The following is a 20,169-nucleotide window of genomic DNA, read 5'->3' as shown; positions in this document are numbered from 1 at the left end:
GCAATGGGACAGGAAACCGAACCGTCCAGGGGTACCGCTTCCCCGCACCATCGCACCTCCATGCAGCGCGTCACCCGCTCCACCCGGTGGGCACTGTGTGCCATCCCCTGGTTCTTCCTCCTGTCCTTCGCCGAACCCGTCACCGAAAGCCTCAAGGAAAGACCGGTCTCCGCTGCGCTGTCGTGGGCCCTGGTGACCGTGTTCGTCACACAGTCGGTTCTCGCCACCGTCGTCCTGGCGCACCGAATCGGCCACCGCGGCACCCTGCGCGGTCTGACCGCGACGGTAGTCGTGCTCTCCTGCCTCCAACTCGCCGTTCTGCCCGTGCTGCACCGCATGGGCTGGCCCGAGTCCGGTGCCACCGGTTACTACTGCGTACTGGTCGCAGCCCCGTTGGCCGCGGTCCTCAACGGCACGAGTGTGCGCACCTACTCGGCCTCCGGCGCGGCCGTGTGCGCGTTCACCTTCGTCGCGGCGGCGACCACCGGCTTCCCCCTTCACCAGGCGTTCCCGACCGCCTGCGCCGTCGCCGCCAGCTGGCTGGTGATCGGCCTGACCCTGCGGTCCTCCGCCTGGTACCTGGCCGTCATGTGGCAGCTCGACGCGGCCCGCGAGGCCCAGGGGCAACTGGCGGTCGCCGAGGAGCGACTGCGCTTCGCACGCGACCTGCACGACGTGATGGGACGCAACCTCGCCGTCATCGCGCTCAAGAGCGAACTCGCCGCGCGCCTCGGCGAGGTGAACGATCCCCGGGCCGGCTCCGAGATGGTGGAGGTGCAACGCCTGGCCCGCCAGTCACAGAAAGAGATCCGCGAGGTCGTACGCGGCTACCGGACGACGAATCTCGCCGGCGAGCTGGCCGGTGCCCGATCGGTCCTGCAGGCCGCGGGGATCACCAGCACCATCGAGAGCGATCTGCCCCCGGGGCTGTCCAACGAGGCCGAGTCCGTGCTGGGCTGGGCCATTCGCGAGGGAGTCACCAACATCCTCCGTCATTCGGACGCACGGAACTGCACCATCCGGTTCACGGAGAACGATGGTACGGAGCTCCTCATCGCCAACGACCGGGCCCACTCCCCCGGCTCCCAGGCCGGCACCGGTCTGGGAGGCCTCGCCCAACGCCTGGCCCCGCTCGGCGGCAGCCTTCGGCACGGTCCGGGGTCGGAGAACACCTACAGGCTCGTGATCCGGCTCCCCACCCACTCTGAGCAGAAGGCGACATCATGATCCGTATCCTGCTCGCCGACGACGAGCACCTCATCCGCGGCGCACTCGCCACCCTCCTGGATCTCGAAGAAGACCTGGACGTCGTCGCCGAGGCCTCCACCGGCTCCGAAGCGGCGGCCAAGGCCCGCAAGCACCGCCCCGACGTCGCCGTGCTCGACCTTCAGATGCCGCAACAGGACGGCATCGACGTAGCCTCGACGCTGTCCGAGGCCCTGCCGGACTGCAAGCCCCTCATCGTCACCAGCCACGGTCTGCCCGGTCACCTCAAGCGGGCCCTGGAGGCAGGGGTGCGGGGCTTCGTGCCGAAGACGGTCTCCGCGCAGGACCTCGCGCAGATCGTGCGTACGGTCCATGCCGGCAGCCGTTACATCGATCCTCTCCTGGCAGCCGACGCGATCAGCGTCGGTGACTCCCCGCTGTCGCCACGCGAGGCCGACATCCTCATGCTCGCCTCCGACGGAGCCTCCGTCAGTGAGGTCGCCGAGCGCGCAGCGCTGTCGGTGGGCACCGTGCGGAACTATCTCTCGTCCGCCACCAACAAACTGGGCGCCGAGAACCGCTATGGGGCCATCCACATCGCCCGCGAGCACGGCTGGATCCGCTGAACTCCCAGGGAGCGGCATGCTGACCCCGCGTGCCCGGTAAAGCGACAACAGCGACAACAGCGACAACAGAAGTGGATACGCCGATGGAATCCTCCACACAAACCACCCTGGGCGAACAGCTGTTGCTGCTCTCGCTGGATGACGAGTCCGGGACCGAGAAGGAGTCGGCGAAAGCGGCCTGGGCGATCTCCGCCGCTTCGCTGGTGGAACTGGCACTGGCCGGCCGGATCGAAGTGAGCGACGACGAAGTCACCGTCGTCGATCCCGCGCCGCTCGGCGAGCCCGCGCTCGACGCCGCACTCGCCGAGATCGCCGGCCGCGACAAACCGGGCAGGACCAAGGACTGGATCCACCGCCTGAAGACGGGCGCGGTGACAGGGGCCAGTGCGGGCCTGATCGACAAGGGGCTGGTCCGGGAGGAGAAGAAAAAGGTACTGGGCCTCTTCCCGGTGCACCGCTATCCGGAGGCCGACGGCTCGGTCGAGGCCGCACTGAGGCAGCGGCTCGACTCGGTCGTGCTCCGGGGCGCGACCCCGGACGAACGTACGGTGAGCCTGGTGGCCCTGCTGCACGGGGCGAAACTGCACCGACTGGCCTTCCCGGATGCCGACCCCCGCACGGTCGAGACCCATATGGCGTCACTCGCACAGGGACAGTGGTCGGCGACGGCGGTTCGCCATGTCGTGAAGGCAGCGGAGGACGCGCTGGCGGCGATCGTCACGATGACGGTCGCGACAACGGTCATGGGCAGCTGACCAGGGGTCGGAAAACTCAGGGCGGGTAGGTCCGATGCGGCGCTGCCTGCCTGCCTGCCTGCCTGCCTGCCTGCCTGCCTGCGAGAGCGACATGAAACGGGTTCGTCGGCAAGACAGTCGAACAGCGCGCGATGGAGGGTGACACTTGCGTCGACGCACCCGTCGAAGCCCACGTCCCGCTGTCCGGTGGAGGATCTCGACGAAGGCCCTCGTCGGTGCCGAAGCCGATCTCGACAGGGCTCGCCACAGACGTGCGGCAGCCACTCCCCCGGCTCATGCCGACACGGTCGGCATGTCGCGAAAGGCCCGCACTCCTCGGATGAGTGCGGGCCGCCGCTGTCGTGACGCGGGTCAGCGACCGCAAGCGGAGCTGATGCGGATCGTGTCGACCAGCGGCTCCGCGCGGCAGGCCATGGCCTGCGTGGGCGGCCTCTTCGGGCACCCGGGCGGAGAGCTCGTCGAGCGTGCCGATCTCCTGCGGGGTGAGGGTCGGCCCGGCTGAGGCCGTCAGCGCCGGCAGCTGTGCTTCGGTCCGGGCGCCGGCGATGGCTGCCGCGCCCCGGGGGCGAGTACGCAGCCGGGCGAGGGCGACGGTGACGGGCTCGCCGCGATGAGCATCGGCGAGGGTGCAGGGTGCCGCACCGGCGCCTTCTGAGCCGCCCGCTACGTCATCCGTTCCGAATCAGCGCTCACTGTTGCATGTGGCGGGACGAGCAGCCATCATCAGGAATCCTGTTAATTTAGAGTTGCAGCGATTGGGGCCAGCCCATGCCGTTCACCAGACTCCAGGCCAGAGGGATCCAGCTGCTGCTCGGCGGCATGATGGCCCGCGTGCACGAGGACCTGCGCTTCCTCGATGTCCCCAAGCGCACCGAGTCCCTGCGGGTGGAGACCACCGCCGGATCGGTGACCTGCACCGTCTACCGCCCGCCGACCACCGGCACCGCGACCCCCGCTCCCGCCCCCGTGTACGTCAACTTCCACGGTGGCGGCTTCATCGTCGCCCGCCCTGAGCAGGACGACCACATCTGCCGCTACATAGCCGCCACGGCCGGCTGCGTCGTGATCAACGTGGACTATGCCGTCGCCCCGCAGCGTCAGTTCCCCGTACCCGTCACCCAGGCCTACGACGTCACCGCGTGGATCGCCGAGAACGGCCCCGCCAACGGCTGGGACGGCTCGCGACTGGCCGTGGGCGGACACAGCGCCGGGGCCACCCTGACCGCCGCGGTCTGCCGCCTGGCCCGAGACCGCGGCGCGTTCTCACCCCGGCTCCAGATCATCGACTCGGCGGTCCTCGACCAGCTCGCCGACCCCTCCACGAAGCTTTCCCCGATCGCCAAGCCCCTGCTCAGCCCCCACCTCATGCGGGTCTTCACCGCCGCCTACGTCCCGGATCCCGCCGACCGCGCCCATCCGCTCGCCTCACCGGGCCTGGCCGACGACCTCGCCGGGCTGCCGCCCGCCCTGGTCATCGTCGCCGAGCACGACCGCCTGCGCGACGAGGGCGACGCCTACGCCAAGGCCCTGGACGCCGCAGGCGTCCCCGTCATCCACCGCCTCTTCGAGGGTGTCGACCACTACTTCACCCACACCGGACCGGTCCCTGCGGGCAAGGAGGCCATCGAGCTGATGGCCAGTGCGCTGCGCACCGCGCTCGGCACCTGACACCCACCGGGCACAGCCCACCCACGCCCTGGCCGACCCGTTCTCAGGACTCCGCGGCTCCGCGTCCGCAGCTCACCGCCCCAGCCCGCCTCGATCCGGGCAAGGCCGTGCCGCACGGCCGGGCGATGGCCGGGGTGGCCACGCTCGTCCTGCACGACCTGGGCGCCGCCGGCAGTCCCGCTCCTGTCCTCCATGGCCTGGGCAAGTTCCGTGACGCCGTCCCGTCCGGGGACGCCGGTGGTCGAGGCCACTCACCGGCCAGGCTCAGGTTCGACGCGACCGGGCGGAAAGCCCCTGGTCTGTCCGGGTGATCAAGGGCCGCCACGTCGGTGTCCGAGGGCGTGGCCCCTCTACCGTGCGGCCATGGACGACACCCAGATGCCCGAGCCGCTGCGGCAGGCGATTCACCAGCTGGTCCTCGGAGAGCAGGCGCACATGGCGGGCATGCCGGGCGAGGACGCCCCCGTCAGCGCGAGCGAGCCGGGACCCTGCCCCAGCGCGCGGTTCCGTCCTGGGCAGCGGCACGCCAAGAGCGCGGAGCAGCCGAAGGACGCCCCCCGGAAGCTGTTCACCGAGGCGCGCCTGCACGGGCTGCGCGCACGGCTCTGCGAGGACGTCGCCACGCTGGACAGCTACCTGCGGCCGCACGTGGCAGAGCTGGCCCGGGAAGTGGCCCGGGTGTCGGAGGAACCGCAGTCCGCCCCCGCGTGACGGCGGGCTCGCGGCGCTGTCGGACGGTGCGCCTCCCGAGCCTGGCCGACGCACCGTACCGACGGGAGTCGGCCCGGCGACTGCTGCGCAGACGCCGGCCGGCCCCCGTCGCCACTCCTGTCGCTCCCTCGGACGGCGACAAGTAGGTGGTCCTGGTGGTCGCGGGTCGCGGCCAGGTGAAGCTCCGGCGTCCGTCACCTCGACTGTCGTCTCCGCGCGAGCGATAGATCAGCCGGAACCGTCCGCGCTCGGTCGGCTCCCGATGATGTTCTGGGCCGGTGTGCCCTTCTGCCCTCGGCCGACGCCTGGTCAGGGCGCGGACCGGCCCCCGCGGGGTGGTGGCTCTTCACTTCCGACTCTCCCCCGCCCCTCAAGCCCCACGAACTCATGTGTCATACTCGGGCGCCGATAAACGACCGGGGGGCCGTGTGTACGCCGTTTCTCTGGACGCCCCCTATCTGGACACGGATGCGGATCAACTCTGCTTCTCGCTGGACCTGACGGAGCGTCCGGCACTTGCAGAACGTGTGGTGTCGCTCGGCGGGCTGGAGGTGCGGCTTCGGCTGCTCGGCGCCTCGCACCAGGTGTTCGCCGGTCCCGTGAGAGAGACGGTGGCCTGTCTGCAGGACGCGGTGAGGGGACTGCCCGAGACCTGCACCCGTCATCTGCCGGGCTGGGGCTACGACTTCGGCGCCACCACCCGCCGACTGACTGCCGACGGGTTCAGTGCCGAGGTGGCGCAGGTCCTCGACCAGGCCACCGACGCCGAGCACAGCCTGTGCGGAGTCTTCCCCGGTTCACCGGAGGCGGTCACCGCGGTGGTCGTCGAGACGGTCGAGGGACCGCACGGACCCGGGCTCGTCTGGCGCACCTGGCACACGTATCCGCAGAACGGCCAGATCGTATCGACGTACAGCCGGCTGGAGGCCCGATGAACAGCGCCCGACTCGTCCGCGCAGCGGTGGCGGCCGTGCTGACCGCGACCCTGCTCACCGCCTGCTCCAGCGAGGGGAACAACAACGCGGTCCCACGCGAGTGGATCAGGAAGACGTACACCGCGAGCGGGGCGAACTGGCTCGACCGGGACAGCACCCCGAGCCAGGTCGCCCAGGCGATCCGCTCCGAGCGGAAGGAACAGAACCGTGCCTCCGGCGGCAGCAGGCACTTCCTGCGCTACGGCGACGACATGGTCACCGTCTCGCCGTACCGCAGCGGCAGCCTGATCGAGATCGAGGACTACCGCAACGGCTACCGCCGTCACCAGCGGCACCTCACCTCCTGGCCGGACCCGAACAGCCAAAGCTTCCGCGGCGGCGGCCCCGGCGAGGGCAAGTAACACCCGGCAACCGGCCGGACCTTCCCCCGACGCGTCCCACGCTCCGCCCGCACAGCACCCGATCACGCCCCGACCCCGCCCCAAGAAAGGCAACGCAGTGACCGAGATCTTCGAGTCGACCGGCCAGGCCCTGCTCTACGGAGTCGTGGGCCTCGCCGTGATGGCCGTCGGCTTCATCGCCCTCGACCTCGTCACGCCGGGCAAGCTGTACCACGTGGTATGGACCGACCGGAACCGTGGCGCGGCCGTCCTGCTGGGCAGCCAGTCCGTCGCCGTGGGCCTGGTCATCATGAAGGCCATCGAGTCGAGCGAGTCCGAGCAGGGCCTCGGCTACGGCCTGGTCAGCACGCTGCTGTACGGCCTGGCCGGGGTGCTGGTGATGACCGTCGTCGGGATCGTGATCGGCGTGTTCACGCCGGGCCAGATGGGCGAAGTGGTCCTCGACGACCAGGACGGCCGTCCGCACCCCGCCGCCTGGGTCCAGGCCGGCATGTACCTGGGCACCGGGTTCATGGTCGGCGCGGCGATCTCGTAACGGCACCCCTCGATGAGCGCCGCCACCGTGCAAGGCCGCGACACCACCGCGGCGCCCTCCCGCCCCCCGGTCGTCGGGCACACCCGGGGGGCTCGCTTCCTGCTGCTGCTCGCCGTCTTCCTCTGCGCGGCCTGCGGCCTCGTGTACGAGCTGGCCCTGACCGCGCTGGGCAGCTACCTCATCGGCAACTCCGTGCTCCAGACCTCCGTGGTGATCTCCGTGATGGTGTGCGCCATGGGGCTGGGCTCCCTCGCCGCCAAACCCCTGCGCCGCCGCGCGGTGGGCGCGTTCGCGGTCGTGGAGGGTGTGCTGGCGCTGGTCGGCGGGCTGTCGGTGCTGGTGCTGTACTCGGCGTTCGCCTGGCTCCAGCTGTACACCCCGGCGATGATCGTGGTCGCGGTGGCCGTCGGCGTGCTGATCGGCGCCGAGATACCGCTGCTGATGACCCTGCTCCAGCGGATCCGGCGGCAGGAGGCGGGCAGCGCGGTCGCCGACATGTTCGCCGTCGACTACATCGGGGCGCTGGTCGGCGGCCTGGGCTTCCCGCTGTGGCTCCTGCCGACGTTCGGCCAGCTGAAGGGCACGCTGGTGGTCGGCGCGGTGAACGCGGTGGCCGGTGTCATCGTGGTGGTGTTCATCTTCCGCCGGCAGCTCCGGCGCTGGGTGCGCAACGCCCTGCTGGCCGGGGTCACCGGGGTCCTGGCCGTGCTCGGTACGACGTACGCGTTCGCGGACGACCTGGAGGTGACCGCGCGCCAGCAGATGTACCGGGACCCGATCGTCCACGCGGAGACGACGTCGTACCAGGACATCGTCGTCACCCGCTCCACCGCCTTCACCGGTGAACCGGACATGCGGCTCTTCCTCAACGGCGATCTCCAGTTCAGCTCCGTCGACGAGTACCGTTACCACGAGTCCCTCGTCCACCCCACACTCGCCGGCTCCCGCGCCAACGTGCTGATCATGGGCGGCGGCGACGGGCTCGCCCTGCGCGAGGTGCTGCGCTACGACGACGTACAGCACGTCACTCTCGTGGAACTGGACCCGGCGATGACCCGGCTCGCGCGCGACTTCCAGGCCCTGCGCGACCTGAACGGCAAGGCGTTGGACGACCCGAGGGTCAAGGTGGTCAACGCCGACGCCTTCAACTGGCTGCGCGACGCCCGGCAGCGGTACGACGCGGTCGTCATCGACTTCCCCGACCCGGACACGGCGGCGCTGGCCAAGCTGTACTCGGTGGAGTTCTACCACCTGCTCGGCCAGGTCCTGACGCCGCGGAGCAGCGTGATGGTGCAGAGCGGATCGCCGTTCTTCGCGCCGAAGACGTTCTGGTCGATCGCGGAGACGATCGAGACGGCGGGCTACGCGACCACCGAGTTCCAGGTCGACGTACCGAGCTTCGGCAACTGGGGCTTCGTCCTGGCCACCCGGGGCGGCGGCACGCCCCCGCCGCTGCGGCTGGCATCGGAGGCCCCGCGACTGCGCTACCTGGACGAGGCGGTCCTGAAGGCCGCCGCGGTGTTCCCCGTGGATCGCCGCCGCCAGGACGTACGGGCGAGCACGCTGATGGACCCGGCCGTGCTGGAGTACGTGCTGGACGAGTGGGAGAACTACTGACCGCCCGCGCTCGCGGTATCTCCCGTGGAGCCGGCTCCACCGGTGCGTACTGCCAGGTAGCGGTCCCTCGAACGGCCCGGCCCCGGGTGCGCGCCGGCCGGGCCGCTCCCAGACTGAAGCGGCCCCGACGCCCGCCCAACCACAGGAACGAGGCCCTCATGAGGACGATGCTGGTGATCCACATGGACACGGAGAAGTCCAGTGAGCTGATCGAGAACAACGGGATGGAGCAGTTCATGCAGTCCGTGCTGGAGCGCCTGCGGCCGGAGGCGGCGTACTTCGGCCCCCACGACGGCGTACGCACCGGATTCATCGTCATCGACCTGGAGGACCCCTCCCAGCTCCCGGCCATCTCCGAACCGTTCTTCCGGCAACTCGGCGCCAGGATCGACATGTTCCCGGTGATGACCCCCGACGACGTGCGGGCGGGCCTCCAGCGGTACGCCGCGAGCTGACCCACCCGCACCGCGGGGGGTGCCGGCCTCCGCCTGGACCGGACCGGTCAGCGCGTCGGTGAACGGCTGAGCGGGCAGTGCGTTCTCCCGCGTGCGTCACGTCAGCGTCTGGTCGGCCGCGGTCACGTCCGTGGACATGTCCGAGCGACAGTCGCAGAGGAGTCCGCGGCCGCAGCCGAGCGAAGCGGACCCGCAGCCGGTTCGGTCCGGGCAGCGCTCGCCTGACACATCGGCGCCCGGCGCCGCCCGGGCCTCATGGTGACAACCGCGTCAGCTGCCGAGCGTGCCGAAGAAGGCGCGGACATCGGTGACGAACGCCTCCGGCTGCTCCAGCGCGAGGAAGTTGCCGCCGCGTTCCAGTTCGCTCCAGTAGGTGATGTTGTGGTCCCGCTCGGCGAAACGGCGGATGGCGATGTCGGTGCTGACGGCGACGGCCACGCCCGTCGGAACGGTACCGCGCGGCTTCGGGGCCCAGGCGCTCGCGTCATGGCCCGCCTCGTAGTACAGGTTGGCCGACGAGCCCGCTGTGCCGCTGAACCAGTAGACGCTGACGTTCGTGAGCAGGCGGTCGCGACCCACAGCGTCTTCGGGGAGCTCGGCGGCGGCGTCCGTCCACTCCTTGAACTTCTCCGCGATCCAGGCGAGCTGGCCGACCGGTGAGTCGTGCAGACCGTAGGCGAGGGTCTGCGGACGGGTGGACTGGATGGCGTTGAACCCCATCTTGTCCTGCTGGAATTCCTCCAGCCGCGCCAGTCGCTCCTGCTCCTGCCCGGTCAGCCCCTCGAACTCGGCCGGGTCTCCGGACGGGAAGGTGAGCAGGCCGTTGACGTGAATGCCGACGACCCGGTCGGGCGCCTGCCGCCCCATCTCGGCGGCGATCCAGGCACCACCGCCCGTTCCCTGAACACCGTAGGTGCCGTAGCCGAGCCGCCCCATCAGCTCGACGAACGCGCCCGCGATGCGGCCGGTGTTCCAGCCGGCCTCGCCGAGCGGACCGGAGAACCCGGTGCCGGGCGTGGAGGTCACGATGACGTGGAAGTCCTCCGCCAGCGGCCGGATGACCTCGACGAACTGCACGAACGAGCACGGCCAGTCGTGCACCAGGAGCAGCGGCACGGCCGCCGGGTTCTGCGAACGGACGTGCAGGAAGTGGATGTTCTGCCCGTCGATCTCAGTGGTGAACTGGGGGAACTCATTGAGCTCCGCCTCCGCCTTGCGCCAGTCGAAACCGTCCGCCCAGTACGCGGCCAGGCCCTTGAGGTAGTCGGTGGGCACACCCCGGCTCCAGCCGGCGCCAGGGATCTCGCTGCCCCAGCGCGTACGGGCCAGCCGCTCCCGCAGGTCGTCGATCTCGTCCTGCGGGACATCGATGCGGTACGAGTGGATCAGGGCGTCGCTGCTGCTGGTTTCCATGAGGGGAACGGTAGTCTCCATATAGGCACGTCGCGTTCCTAATGGCACCACAGGCTGGACTCCATGCTTGACACCTCGGCGCGTCTGCTGCGCCTGCTCTCCCTGTTGCAGACCCCGCGAGCCTGGCCGGGATCCGAACTCGCCGAGCGTCTGGGGGTGAGCGGCCGCACCGTGCGCAACGACATCGACCGACTGCGCGAGCTCGGCTATCCCGTGGACGCCACCCGGGGCGCCGCCGGCGGTTACCGGCTGGGCGCCGGAGCGGCGATGCCCCCGCTGCTCCTCGACGACGAGGAGGCCGTCGCGGTGACGATCGCACTGCGCACCGCCGCGCAGGGTGCCGTCCCCGGCACCGAGGAGACCTCACTGCGGGCGCTGGCCAAGCTGGAGCAGGTGCTGCCCTCACGGCTGCGCCGACGGGTGCGGGCACTGCAGGCGTTCACCATGGCCGTACCGGCCGACCGTCCTGCCCCGACCGTCTCCGCGGACACTCTCACCACCCTGGTGTCCGCCTGCCGCGACCGGGAGCGAGTGCGCTTCGACTACCTGGACCACGCCGGCTCTCCGACCCGGCGCGTCGTGGAGCCCTATCGGGCAGTGAACTGGGGACAACGCTGGTACCTGGTCGCGTGGGACGTCGAGCGCGAGGACTGGCGCACCTTCAGAATCGACCGAATCCAGCCGCGGACCCCGACCGGACCACGCTTCACCCCCCGCGAACCGCCCGGCGGCGACCTCACCGCGTACGTCTCCCTACGGGTGTCGAGCGCGGCCTGGCGCCACCACGCCCGAGTGACCGTCCACGCCCCGGCGCCTGCGGTGATCGAGCGGATCAACCCCGCGGTCGGCACAGTCGAGGCCCTCGACGCCGACACCTGCGTCCTGACGACCGGCGCCGACACACTGCAGACCCTCGCCGCCTACCTGGGCATGCTCGACTTCGACTTCGACGTCACCGAACCCCCGGAACTCGTCGACCACCTCCGCCGGCTCGCGGACCGCTACTCCCGCTCGACACCGCCCGCCCACTGCGGTGACAGGACCGGCTCCATGCTGTGACCTGCGGCCACCGGCTGCAGCGGGTCTCCGAACTCGCTCTCCTCACGGTCGGCGGGAGTGTCGGACATGTTCAGGACAAGGGCCTTGCCGGCCTTCAGCAGCCCTGCGGGCTCCCCTGCGGCGGTACCGAGTCGGTAGGCGACGCCGGGCGCGAGTACGCGCTGCACCCAGCCCACCAGAACAGCGGGTGGCATGCCCCACCAGTTCGGGTGGACGAACACCATCGCATCCAGTGCGGCTGCTTCTGTCCGATGCGACGCCACCTGCGAGTCGTGGTCGTGGGCACGTGGCGCCGCCTGGACCGTGCCCGTCTCATCGGCGGACCACAGCGGCCCCCGAAACCTTCCGCGCAGAGATCATGTGCGACCACCTCGCACGCTCGCCCACGCAACTCCTCGACGACGGCGTCGAACACCGCGTGGTTGAAGCTCCCCGGCCGTGGAGTTGCGAGGTACACCCCTACACGCATGTTCGTCCCTCCAGTCGACACGAGCCGCCCTCGCATCCCGATCCGCCGCAACTTGCGCATGTGGCCCGCCACTTGGCTGATCGTCATGAGTTCAGGTGGACCCGCGTGACCGCCACGGCATGCCGGGGAAGGCCCCTTCGACGTCACGATGCACCGGCTGGCGGGGGGCTTGCGTCTCCAGCGACTGGAGGGTCCAGGATCACACCCATGGAAGACGAACGCCCCGACATGCTCACCATCGGCCGGCTCGCGCAGCGCACCGGACTTTCGGTGCGTACCCTGCGCTTCTGGTCGGACGAGGGCGCGGTGCCGCCCGTGGCACGCTCCACGGGCGGCTACCGGCTGTACGACGCCGCCTCCGTGGCCCGCGTCGAGCTGGTCCGCACCCTGCGGGAGCTGGGCCTCGGGCTCGACGACGTGTGCCACGTGTTGAGCGGTCGCACGACGGTCGCCGAGGTCGCCGACGCGCATGTGGCCGCGCTCGACGCGCAGATCCGCTCCCTCAAGGTGAGCCGGGCCGTCCTGTCGACCGTGGCGAAACGTGGTTCGACCGCTGAGGAGACAGCACTGATGAACCGGTTGGCGCGGCTGTCCGCCGCCGAACGCAAGCAGATCATCGACGAGTTCAGGGAGGAGGTGTTCGGCGGTCTTCTCTCCGTCGACCCGGGCCTGCGTGACCGCATGCGCACCTACAGCATCGAACTGCCCGACGATCCCACACCTGACCAGGTCGACGCCTGGATCGAACTGGCCGAACTGGTACGGGACCCCGGCTTTCGCACACGGTTGCGCACATGGCTGGAGCTCAACACGCCCGTACCGGGGCAGGGCCGCCCTCCCGGGGCGTCCATCTGGTGGGCCAGGCAGGTCGTACAGACCGTCGCGAAGGTCAGAGGACGCGGGATCGCTCCGGAGGGACCGGCAGCGGCCGAGGTGCTGTCCGAGCTGTTCGGTGACGCCGATCGGGCCGCCGTGCTGCGCAGTCTGGAAGCCGGGATCGAGGCGGAGGCCGAGCGGTACCGCACACTCGTGGCCCAGGTGCGCGGGCAGGACGCGTCGCCCGACGCGACCGAGGAGCTGGAGTGGCTGAAGCGTGCCCTGCGCGCGGCGGATCAGGCCTGACGCGCCGCGCCGACCTGCCTGGCCTTCGACTGCGAGACCCGCGGGCTGCCGGACGTCGTCCGCGTCGACAGCCGTCAGAGATGAAGGTCCAGGGCGGCGCCCTGCTGAGCGCGGCCGCCCCGAGCCCGGGTGTCCTCACCCGCCGGGCAGGTGTGCCGATGACGAACGCACCCGGTGGGGCCGCGCGGCTCGGCCGGTCCACCGCCCTGGACTCGGGGCATGCTGCCCGACCCGTACCCGCATGGCGATGCGCGGCGAGGGAGGCAACAATGGGATCAACCGGACAGGGGTGACCCGATCAGCGGCCACGGCCCTTCAGCGCTGGTGAGGCGGCCGTCCGTGCACAGTGCGCGTACGCCCGACGCCGGGCCGACAGGGCGGCGGAGTGCGGCAGCCAGGTCACCGGCGGACTCATGGAAGGCTCCGGACCCACGCGTGGGACGACATCACCGTGTTCCCGGAGGTTCACGTAGGACAGGTGATCGCTCATGTGCCGATGGCTCGCTTACTCGGGAACACCCCTGCTGCTCGACACCATCCTCTACCGACCGGCCCACTCGCTGATCGATCAGAGTCTCCACTCCACACTGGGAGTCGAGACGACCAACGGCGACGGTTTCGGCGTCGGATGGTACTCGCAGGAGAGCATCGACACCCCGGCCCTGCTCAAGGACATCGGCCCCGCCTGGAACAACCGCAACCTGAGGGAGATCGCGGACCATGTCCGCTCCCCGTTGTTCTTCGCCCACATCCGGGCGTCGACCGGCACGGCGGTGCAGCAGACCAATTGCCACCCGTTCCGGCGCGGCCGTTGGATGTGGATGCACAACGGCGCCATCACGGGTTTCCACCTCGTACGCCGCGACCTGTCCCTGCTCGTCGACCCCGAGCTGTACTCCGACATCGAAGGAACGACGGACTCGGAGATGATGTTCTACCTGGCGGTCACCTTCGGCCTCGACCGGGACCCGCCCGGCGCCGTGGCCCGGATGGTGGGAGTGGTGGAGCGCAGCGGCCGCGACCACGGTGTGGAGTTCCCGCTCCAGATGACGGTCGCCGTGTCCGACGGCGAACGCGTATGGGCCTTCCGGTACTCGAGCCAGGGCGCTTCCCGGTCGTTGTTCTACAGCACCCGTGTGGACGCACTGCGCAGGCTGCACCCCGACATGGCGTTCCTGCGGGAGGTGTCCGACCAGACCCGCCTCATCGTGTCCGAGCCCCTCGGTGATCTGCCGGGTGCCTGGAACGAGGTGCCCGAGAGCAGCTACGGCGTCGTACACGCCGGAGCCGACGAGATGCATCGCTTCACGCCGGAACCGGTGTGACGCGCTCAGGGCTTCGTCGTGGCGGACCGCTTCTCGCCTTTGCTCCTGTTGGTGCTCGTACCGCTGTGCCCCGGCTTCGCGGGCACGTTCTTGCGCGGTGTGGCCTTGTCCGGGCCTGCGGCCGTCCGCGAGGGCGCCGGCCGGGTCGGTCGGGTCGATGCGGTCGGCCACTTGAACTCGATCTCCAACTCGATCTGTCCGTCACCGATCTCGACCTCCATCTCGCCACGAAGGTCGTCGGGGATCCGCAGGCTCAGTGTTCCGGCGTCGAGGTCCAGTTGGGCCTCTCCCCCCTCTCTCAGTGCGGCCGCGAGTGCCGTGAGCTGGTCGGCCGCCTCCAGGCGGGACAGGGAGCGCTTCTGCTCGAACTTGAGGTCCTTCATGGATGTCTCCGATCCAAAGACGGCCTTCGCCGCGGGCCGCAGCCCCGGGCCGGCCTCAGCTGAACTGGCATCGCCGGCTCCTGCGTGTCGAACGGCTCCGCGCCACCGCGCGTTCACGTCCGGCCGGCCGGGCTACCTCCAATCTCGTCCTTACGGGTTCGCGGCGCACGTCGGGATACCCGATGGGCGGTTCCCCACGACCAGTTCGCCGGCTACGGCACGCTGTCGCCCCTGAGGCCCGGGACCCGTCAGGCCCGGCTCGCACCGGGCCCCAAGCCCGCCAAGGCACGGCGGACCATGAGCGCGCCATGCGCGGGACCCGGATGGGTTCTACGGTTGAGGAGAGGCCCCCACTCACGGAACCCGGTTCCTCCCGCCTCGTACGCCCCTCGGGCTCGAAACTCCTCTGGAGGACATGCGACATGTCCACTGCATCCGACACCCCTGTCCTGGACACCCTCGCCGCCATGACGGTCGACTCGATCGAGCGCTGCGGGCTGGCCCCGGACATCCTCATCCTCACCCGCATCGCGGCACTCGCCGCCTCGGACGCCCCGCCCATCTCCTACGCGGCCCATATCGACCCGGCCATCGAGAGCGGCCTGACCGCCGAACAGCTCCAGGACGTCCTGGTCGCCATCGCACCCATCGTGGGGACCGCCCGCGTCATGACGGCAGCGGGCAACATCGCCACGGCGTTCGGCATCGCCATCGCCGTCGCAGATGCCGAGCTCGAGGCCCGGGGCTGAGCGCGGCCGTCCCCGGCACACATGATCCGCGCGGGCGAGACCGGACGGAGGGCCGAGGGTGACCGTCCGCTGCGACGTGTCCTGTTCCGGGCGTCCCCATGGCCGTAGTCCAGGCAGGAGCATCTCCGATGTCCCAGAACGTGATCACGGCCATGCGCGCCGCGTCGCACACCACGCCGGCGGAGCGCTCGGCTCTGGGGAAGGAAGCGCGGCGCGGCTCACCCCGGTCGGACCACGCCGTGTACAAGCCCTCCCCCGACCGGCCGGACCCGCTGGCGATCCTCCAGGCGCAGTCCGAGGCACGGGTGCCCGAACTCGTCCCGATCCGCTACGGCCGGATGATGGAGTCACCGTTCCGCTTCTATCGCGGTGCCGCCGCGATCATGGCGTCCGACCTGGCCGACAGCCCGGTCTCGGGGCTCACGGCCCAGCTGTGCGGGGACGCGCACCTGTTGAACTTCCGTCTGCTCGCCTCGCCGGAACGGCGGTTGGTGTTCGACATCAACGACTTCGACGAGACGCTGCCGGGCCCCTGGGAGTGGGACGTCAAGCGGCTGTCGGCGAGTCTCGTCATCGCGGGCCGGGCGAACGGCTTCGACGACGACGAACGCGCCCGCATCGTGAGCTCCACGGTCCGTTCGTACCGCGAGGCGATGATCCGCTTCGCGGCGACAGGCAACCTTGACGTCTGGTACGCGAAGATCGACTCGGATGCCCTCGAATCCCTGGCCGCGGGCCACCTCCACGGAACGAAGCACGGCCGGAGGAACCTGGCCCGCGCGATGGCGAAGGCCCGCACCCGCGACAGCCTCCAGGCCTTCGACAAGCTCACCGAGACGGTCGGCGGCCACCCCAGGATCGCGGCGGACCCCCCACTGCTCGTCCCGGCCGGCGACCTGCTCCCGGACGTCGAGCGCGGCACCCTCGAGCGCCAGTTCCGCGGCTTGCTCGAGCGGTACGGCCGCACTCTCACCTCCGACCGGCGCACGCTCCTGGAGGACTACCGACTGGCGGACGTGGCCCGCAAGGTCGTCGGCGTCGGCAGCGTCGGAACCCGATGCTGGATCTTCCTCCTCCTCGGCCGGGACGAGCGGGACCCGCTCTTCCTCCAGGCCAAGGAGGCCGGCACCTCGGTGCTCGCCGCGCACGTCGGCGCGAGCCGATACCGCAATCAGGGCGAGCGGGTGGTCGCGGGGCAGCGGCTGATGCAGGCCGCCAGCGACATCTTCCTCGGCTGGGAGCGAGTGGACGGGATCGACGGCAGGCAGCGCGACTTCTACGTCCGCCAGTTGCGCGACTGGAAGGGCATCGCCATCCCGGAGCGGATGCGGCCGAAGGACATGCGGGCCTTCGGCGAACTGTGCGGGGTCACGCTGGCTCGCGCGCACGCACGGTCCGGCGACCGCATCGCGATCGCCGCGTACCTGGGCGGCGGCGACTCCTTCGACCGCGCGCTCACCACCTTCGCGGAGGCGTACGCCGACCAGAACGAGCGTGACCACCAGGCCCTGGTCGATGCGGTGCGCGCGGGCCGGCTCCCCGCGGAGGAACTCCCGGCGGCCTGACCCGGGAGGGGACACCCGGCTCACCCCGACGCACAGGGGCATCGGTGCCCGTTGCTCCGGCCGCGGGCCACACGTACCGCCACGGACGGCACGCACTCCCCCGGACGCCGGGTTCCCGCGGAACAGGGCCGACGAGACCCGCCTGGTCGCGGCCGAACCCGGCGACAGGAGCACAAGCGCTGGTCAACAGGCCAGTGGCCCGGTGCGCCGCGCGCCCTCGCGGAGAGACTGGGATGCTGGGTCAGGGAGCGCCGCCCATGACGTGACCCTGGCGGACAGGAGTGGTGAGCGCCGTGGCCGAGACCTACGAGAACGCCCCGGGACCGGCCGTTCCGGCCACGCCGTGTACCGATCCCGAAGGGGACCCGTTTCTGCGCACCCGGTTCGCCCTTCCGGCGAGACCCGCCGCGTTCCTGCGGCGGCAGCGGCTCGTCGACCACCTCGACCAGACTTTCGAGACGCCATTGACCCTGGTCAACGGAGCAGCCGGGGCCGGCAAGACCCTGCTCGCCGCCGACTGGGCCGCCGGACTGCCTCCGCCGGTCGCCTGGCTCACCGTCGAAACGGGGGACCGGCGTCCCGGTGTGTTCTGGGCGTACGTTCTTCAGGCCCTGCGCGCCTGCGGGGCACCGCCGTCCGACGCCGTCGGGGTCCCCGCGGACGCGACCGCGGTGGACCGACGGCTGCTGGCAACGCTCGCCGCCGAGCTGAGCGATCGCGACCGGCCCGTGGTTCTCGTGCTCGACGAGTACGACCGCGTGACCGATCCGGAGGTCACGGAGCAGCTGGGTTACGTCCTGCACCATGCCGGGCGTGGTCTGCGCCTGGTCCTCGTCACCCGCACCGAACCGCTGTTGCCGCTGCACCGTTACCGGGCGGCCGGCGAGCTGACGGAGATCCGCGCCGCCGAGCTGGCCTTCACACCGGAAGAGGCCGCCGCCCTCCTCGGGCTGCACGGTCTGAGCCTTCCGGTCCACGCCGCGGGCGCCCTGGTGGACCGCACCCGGGGCTGGGCCGCCGGCTTGCGCCTGTCCGCACTGGCCGCTCTGGAGAGCGCCGACCCGGAGCTCTACCTGAAGGAGTTCGAGGCGGACCGCAGTACGGTCGCGGACTTTCTGCTGGCCGAGGTCCTCAAGGGACAGCCGGAGGAGACGCAGGGCCTCCTGCTGCGTGTCAGTGTGCTGAAGCGCTTCTGTCCCGAGCTGGCCAACGCGCTGACCCTGCGGACCGACGCCGAGCCCATCCTCGCCAGGCTGCACCGCGACAACGCGTTCGTCGAGCATCTGGGTCACTCGTGGTACCAGCTCCACCCGCTGTTCGGGGAGATACTCCGGGCCCATCTGCGTGAGCGTCTGCCGGGCCTGGATCCGGAACTCCACCGGCGGGCCGCGCGATGGCTGCGCCGTTCCGGGTTCCTGCCGGAGACACTCGCCCACGGGGCCGCCGCGGGCGACTGGGATTTCGCCGCCGACGCCCTCGTCGACGACCTGGCGATCGGACAGCTCTTCACCGGCCTGCGCTCAGGTGACCTGGCCGAGTTGTTCTCCCCCATGGGGCCCGAGGCCAGGAGTCCCGCGGCGGACCTCGTGCGCGCGGCCCGCGACTTCTCCCGTGACGACCTGGAGCGCGGGCTGGCCCGCCTGCGCCGGGCCGAGGAGCATCTGGCCGACGACTCGCTCGAGCCCGCGGCCGTACGGCTGAGCTGTGCGCTGCTGGAGGCGCTGGCCGCCCGACTGACCGGATCTCCCGCCCGGGCCGAGAAGGCCGCCGAGAAGGCCGATGAACTGCGGCAGGAGGTTCCGGCAGACCTCCTGGACAAGCATCCCGAGCTCACCGCTCTCCTGCTGACCCATCTGGGCTCGGCCCGCCTGTGGGCCGGGCGCTTCGAGGACGCGGGCGCCGCCCTGTCCGCGGCGGCCGATGCTCCCGGCGGTGCCTCCACGGTGCTGCCCCGGGAGGACTCGATGGAGCACCTGGCCCTGATCGACTATCTGAACGGCTGGCTCGGGCGGGCGGAGCGCAAGGCCCTGGCGGCGGTGCCCGCGGTGGACCGGGCCGGCCTGCCCCAGCCGTCCGGCTCAGGGATCGGGCAGCTGGTCCTGGCCGCCGTGGCCGTCGACCGCCATGAGCTGGACCGGGCCCAGGCCCTCCTCGACGAGACGTCCCAGATCCCGTCGGGAACCCGTGATCCGGTGATGGCGGCGGGACGAGCCCTCGCCACAGCTCGCCTCCTCGCGGTCAGGGGCAAGGTACGAGCCGCCGTGGCAGCGGCGGACCCGGCCGTCGCCGCCGCCGTGGCCTCCCCCTGGGCGGCAGGCTTCGAGGCGCTCTTCGCCTCCGCCGCCCACCTGGCCGAAGGACGGCCGGACGCAGCCGCCGAGGTGCTGCGGAACGTGTCCGGCGACCAGCCGGCGTGCGCCGTGGAGGCCGCGGCGATCCACGTCGCCGCGGGCCGTTCCGGGGCGGCCATCGAGCTGCTCGACAGCATCCGTACCGGGGGCCGGACGGGGCCGGCGGTGACCGTGAGGGCAGCGCTGGTGCGGGCTCAGGCCGCGGAGCGGGCGGGAGACACCGCCGCCGCCCGCAGGCTCGTGGCGCACGCGCTCCTCGACGCCCGGCGGGAGCGACTGCGGCGTCCGTTCCTCGACGCGGGAACGTGGATCCGGCCTCTGCTGGCCACGCCTCCGCTCCACGAGCTGGCAGCGGGCTGGCTCACGCCTGGCCCCTCGCGCCACGATGAGCGACCCCGGTCGGAGTCGCTGTCCCCGCCGCTGGTCGCGGTGGAGCTGAGCGGACGCGAGTACGACGTCCTGGAACGCCTGGCCCGGATGATGTCGACGGAGGAGGTCGCCGCCGACCTCCACGTGTCGGTCAACACGGTGAAGACCCACCTCAAGAGTGTCTACCGGAAGCTGGCGGTGAACCGGCGAGGCGACGCGGTGCGCCGCGCGCGCGACCTCCGGCTGCTGTGAACACGCGCCGGTGAGAGGGGCCGGCGGCCGTGCTCCCCGCCGGCCGGACCGCACGAGAGGGCTGCTCCTCCCCCGTGGCGGGTGAGGCACGAGGCGCGTACGTCGGATGCGATGGGCAGAGCGGCGAAACGGACGCGGGCCACCGCCCCACCGGCTCCGCCGGCGTACCGGCCGACCTGACAAGGGTGGACAGTGTGAGGTGG

At 71.0% G+C, this 20,169-nt stretch carries 20 protein-coding genes; 17 read left to right on the top strand and 3 right to left on the bottom strand.

Features of this window, described 5'->3' with window-relative positions; genetic code table 11:
* Positions 1–60 precede the first annotated feature (60 nt).
* From QQS16_RS39285 to QQS16_RS39235, 11 genes are all read left to right on the top strand, one after another.
* Positions 61–1,227 (top strand): sensor histidine kinase, encoded by a 1,167-nt coding sequence (locus tag QQS16_RS39285; RefSeq protein ID WP_286067414.1) that lies wholly within the window; start codon positions 61–63, stop codon positions 1,225–1,227.
* A complete protein-coding gene (locus tag QQS16_RS39280; protein ID WP_286067413.1) occupies positions 1,224–1,832 on the top strand; it encodes a response regulator transcription factor in 609 nt (202 codons plus the stop codon). Before QQS16_RS39285 ends, QQS16_RS39280 begins: the two co-directional genes overlap by 4 nt.
* Positions 1,833–1,903: 71 nt before the next feature.
* Complete coding sequence (locus tag QQS16_RS39275) at positions 1,904–2,587, top strand: GOLPH3/VPS74 family protein (protein ID WP_286067412.1); 684 nt, start codon at positions 1,904–1,906, stop codon at positions 2,585–2,587.
* Between the two features lie 373 nt (positions 2,588–2,960).
* A complete protein-coding gene (locus tag QQS16_RS39270; protein WP_286067411.1) occupies positions 2,961–3,089 on the top strand; it encodes a hypothetical protein in 129 nt (42 codons plus the stop codon).
* 266 nt (positions 3,090–3,355) lie between these two features.
* Complete coding sequence (locus QQS16_RS39265; protein ID WP_286067410.1) at positions 3,356–4,255, top strand: alpha/beta hydrolase; 900 nt, start codon at positions 3,356–3,358, stop codon at positions 4,253–4,255.
* A 363-nt stretch (positions 4,256–4,618) separates the two neighbouring features.
* Positions 4,619–4,966 carry a hypothetical protein gene (locus tag QQS16_RS39260; protein ID WP_286067408.1) on the top strand — a complete coding sequence of 116 codons (348 nt, stop codon included), beginning with the start codon at positions 4,619–4,621 and terminating at the stop codon, positions 4,964–4,966.
* 428 nt (positions 4,967–5,394) lie between these two features.
* Complete coding sequence (locus QQS16_RS39255) at positions 5,395–5,901, top strand: DUF2617 family protein (RefSeq protein ID WP_286067406.1); 507 nt, start codon at positions 5,395–5,397, stop codon at positions 5,899–5,901.
* Positions 5,898–6,302 (top strand): DUF4247 domain-containing protein, encoded by a 405-nt coding sequence (locus tag QQS16_RS39250; RefSeq protein ID WP_286067404.1) that lies wholly within the window; start codon positions 5,898–5,900, stop codon positions 6,300–6,302. Before QQS16_RS39255 ends, QQS16_RS39250 begins: the two co-directional genes overlap by 4 nt.
* Before the next feature lie 97 nt (positions 6,303–6,399).
* Positions 6,400–6,837, top strand: coding sequence for a DUF350 domain-containing protein (locus QQS16_RS39245; RefSeq protein ID WP_286067402.1), 438 nt, complete (start codon positions 6,400–6,402; stop codon positions 6,835–6,837).
* 12 nt (positions 6,838–6,849) lie between these two features.
* The gene (locus QQS16_RS39240; RefSeq protein ID WP_286067400.1) at positions 6,850–8,454 is read left to right on the top strand and encodes a polyamine aminopropyltransferase; all 1,605 of its coding nucleotides are present in this window, start codon (positions 6,850–6,852) and stop codon (positions 8,452–8,454) included.
* 158 nt (positions 8,455–8,612) lie between these two features.
* Positions 8,613–8,909, top strand: coding sequence for a DUF3303 family protein (locus tag QQS16_RS39235; RefSeq protein WP_286067398.1), 297 nt, complete (start codon positions 8,613–8,615; stop codon positions 8,907–8,909).
* A gap of 270 nt (positions 8,910–9,179) precedes the next feature.
* On the opposite strand, the gene QQS16_RS39230 is transcribed toward QQS16_RS39235, so the two are convergent.
* Complete coding sequence (locus QQS16_RS39230) at positions 9,180–10,322, bottom strand: epoxide hydrolase family protein (protein ID WP_286067396.1); 1,143 nt, start codon at positions 10,320–10,322, stop codon at positions 9,180–9,182.
* 63 nt (positions 10,323–10,385) lie between these two features.
* On the opposite strand from QQS16_RS39230, the gene QQS16_RS39225 reads away from it, so the two are divergent.
* The gene (locus QQS16_RS39225) at positions 10,386–11,381 is read left to right on the top strand and encodes a helix-turn-helix transcriptional regulator (RefSeq protein ID WP_286067394.1); all 996 of its coding nucleotides are present in this window, start codon (positions 10,386–10,388) and stop codon (positions 11,379–11,381) included.
* Here QQS16_RS39225 and QQS16_RS39220 read toward each other — a convergent pair.
* The gene (locus QQS16_RS39220) at positions 11,324–11,605 is read right to left on the bottom strand and encodes an NAD(P)H-dependent oxidoreductase (protein WP_353479750.1); all 282 of its coding nucleotides are present in this window, start codon (positions 11,603–11,605) and stop codon (positions 11,324–11,326) included. The genes QQS16_RS39225 and QQS16_RS39220 overlap by 58 nt on opposite strands.
* Before the next feature lie 452 nt (positions 11,606–12,057).
* On the opposite strand from QQS16_RS39220, the gene QQS16_RS39215 reads away from it, so the two are divergent.
* Positions 12,058–12,972, top strand: coding sequence for a helix-turn-helix domain-containing protein (locus tag QQS16_RS39215; protein ID WP_286067391.1), 915 nt, complete (start codon positions 12,058–12,060; stop codon positions 12,970–12,972).
* A 488-nt stretch (positions 12,973–13,460) separates the two neighbouring features.
* On the top strand, positions 13,461–14,297 hold the full coding sequence (locus tag QQS16_RS39210) for a class II glutamine amidotransferase (RefSeq protein ID WP_286067390.1): 837 nt from the start codon (positions 13,461–13,463) through the stop codon (positions 14,295–14,297).
* A 5-nt stretch (positions 14,298–14,302) separates the two neighbouring features.
* Here QQS16_RS39210 and QQS16_RS39205 read toward each other — a convergent pair whose 3' ends face one another.
* Positions 14,303–14,680 carry an amphi-Trp domain-containing protein gene (locus tag QQS16_RS39205; RefSeq protein WP_286067388.1) on the bottom strand — a complete coding sequence of 126 codons (378 nt, stop codon included), beginning with the start codon at positions 14,678–14,680 and terminating at the stop codon, positions 14,303–14,305.
* A 422-nt stretch (positions 14,681–15,102) separates the two neighbouring features.
* Here QQS16_RS39205 and QQS16_RS39200 point away from each other — a divergent pair, with 422 nt between their 5' ends.
* The 3 genes from QQS16_RS39200 to QQS16_RS39190 all read left to right on the top strand — a co-directional run bounded on the left by QQS16_RS39200 (position 15,103) and on the right by QQS16_RS39190 (position 19,966).
* Positions 15,103–15,429, top strand: coding sequence for a carboxymuconolactone decarboxylase family protein (locus QQS16_RS39200; protein ID WP_286067387.1), 327 nt, complete (start codon positions 15,103–15,105; stop codon positions 15,427–15,429).
* A gap of 128 nt (positions 15,430–15,557) precedes the next feature.
* Positions 15,558–16,994: a DUF2252 domain-containing protein gene (locus QQS16_RS39195; RefSeq protein ID WP_286067385.1), complete on the top strand. Its 1,437-nt coding sequence runs from the start codon at positions 15,558–15,560 to the stop codon at positions 16,992–16,994.
* A 293-nt stretch (positions 16,995–17,287) separates the two neighbouring features.
* Complete coding sequence (locus QQS16_RS39190; RefSeq protein WP_286067384.1) at positions 17,288–19,966, top strand: winged helix-turn-helix domain-containing protein; 2,679 nt, start codon at positions 17,288–17,290, stop codon at positions 19,964–19,966.
* The last annotated feature ends 203 nt before the right edge of the window (positions 19,967–20,169 follow it).

This window comes from Streptomyces sp. ALI-76-A, from assembly GCF_030287445.1.
GTDB lineage: Bacteria > Actinomycetota > Actinomycetes > Streptomycetales > Streptomycetaceae > Streptomyces.
Note: the sequence above shows the minus strand (reverse complement) of the source record. Positions and strands in the feature narration are given on the sequence as shown.

What these genes read in the sequence shown, in the direction of transcription:
- QQS16_RS39285 (WP_286067414.1), top strand. Translation starts at nt 61, where the DNA reads ATGCAGCGCGTCACCCGCTCCACCCGGTGGGCACTGTGTGCCATCCCC.
- QQS16_RS39280 (WP_286067413.1), top strand. Translation starts at nt 1,224, where the DNA reads ATGATCCGTATCCTGCTCGCCGACGACGAGCACCTCATCCGCGGCGCA.
- QQS16_RS39270 (WP_286067411.1), top strand. Translation starts at nt 2,961, where the DNA reads ATGCGGATCGTGTCGACCAGCGGCTCCGCGCGGCAGGCCATGGCCTGC.
- QQS16_RS39265 (WP_286067410.1), top strand. Translation starts at nt 3,356, where the DNA reads ATGCCGTTCACCAGACTCCAGGCCAGAGGGATCCAGCTGCTGCTCGGC.
- QQS16_RS39260 (WP_286067408.1), top strand. Translation starts at nt 4,619, where the DNA reads ATGGACGACACCCAGATGCCCGAGCCGCTGCGGCAGGCGATTCACCAG.
- QQS16_RS39250 (WP_286067404.1), top strand. Translation starts at nt 5,898, where the DNA reads ATGAACAGCGCCCGACTCGTCCGCGCAGCGGTGGCGGCCGTGCTGACC.
- QQS16_RS39240 (WP_286067400.1), top strand. Translation starts at nt 6,850, where the DNA reads ATGAGCGCCGCCACCGTGCAAGGCCGCGACACCACCGCGGCGCCCTCC.
- QQS16_RS39235 (WP_286067398.1), top strand. Translation starts at nt 8,613, where the DNA reads ATGAGGACGATGCTGGTGATCCACATGGACACGGAGAAGTCCAGTGAG.
- QQS16_RS39230 (WP_286067396.1), bottom strand. Translation starts at nt 10,322, where the DNA reads ATGGAAACCAGCAGCAGCGACGCCCTGATCCACTCGTACCGCATCGAT.
- QQS16_RS39225 (WP_286067394.1), top strand. Translation starts at nt 10,386, where the DNA reads ATGCTTGACACCTCGGCGCGTCTGCTGCGCCTGCTCTCCCTGTTGCAG.
- QQS16_RS39220 (WP_353479750.1), bottom strand. Translation starts at nt 11,605, where the DNA reads ATGGTGTTCGTCCACCCGAACTGGTGGGGCATGCCACCCGCTGTTCTG.
- QQS16_RS39215 (WP_286067391.1), top strand. Translation starts at nt 12,058, where the DNA reads ATGGAAGACGAACGCCCCGACATGCTCACCATCGGCCGGCTCGCGCAG.
- QQS16_RS39210 (WP_286067390.1), top strand. Translation starts at nt 13,461, where the DNA reads ATGTGCCGATGGCTCGCTTACTCGGGAACACCCCTGCTGCTCGACACC.
- QQS16_RS39205 (WP_286067388.1), bottom strand. Translation starts at nt 14,680, where the DNA reads ATGAAGGACCTCAAGTTCGAGCAGAAGCGCTCCCTGTCCCGCCTGGAG.
- QQS16_RS39200 (WP_286067387.1), top strand. Translation starts at nt 15,103, where the DNA reads ATGTCCACTGCATCCGACACCCCTGTCCTGGACACCCTCGCCGCCATG.
- QQS16_RS39195 (WP_286067385.1), top strand. Translation starts at nt 15,558, where the DNA reads ATGTCCCAGAACGTGATCACGGCCATGCGCGCCGCGTCGCACACCACG.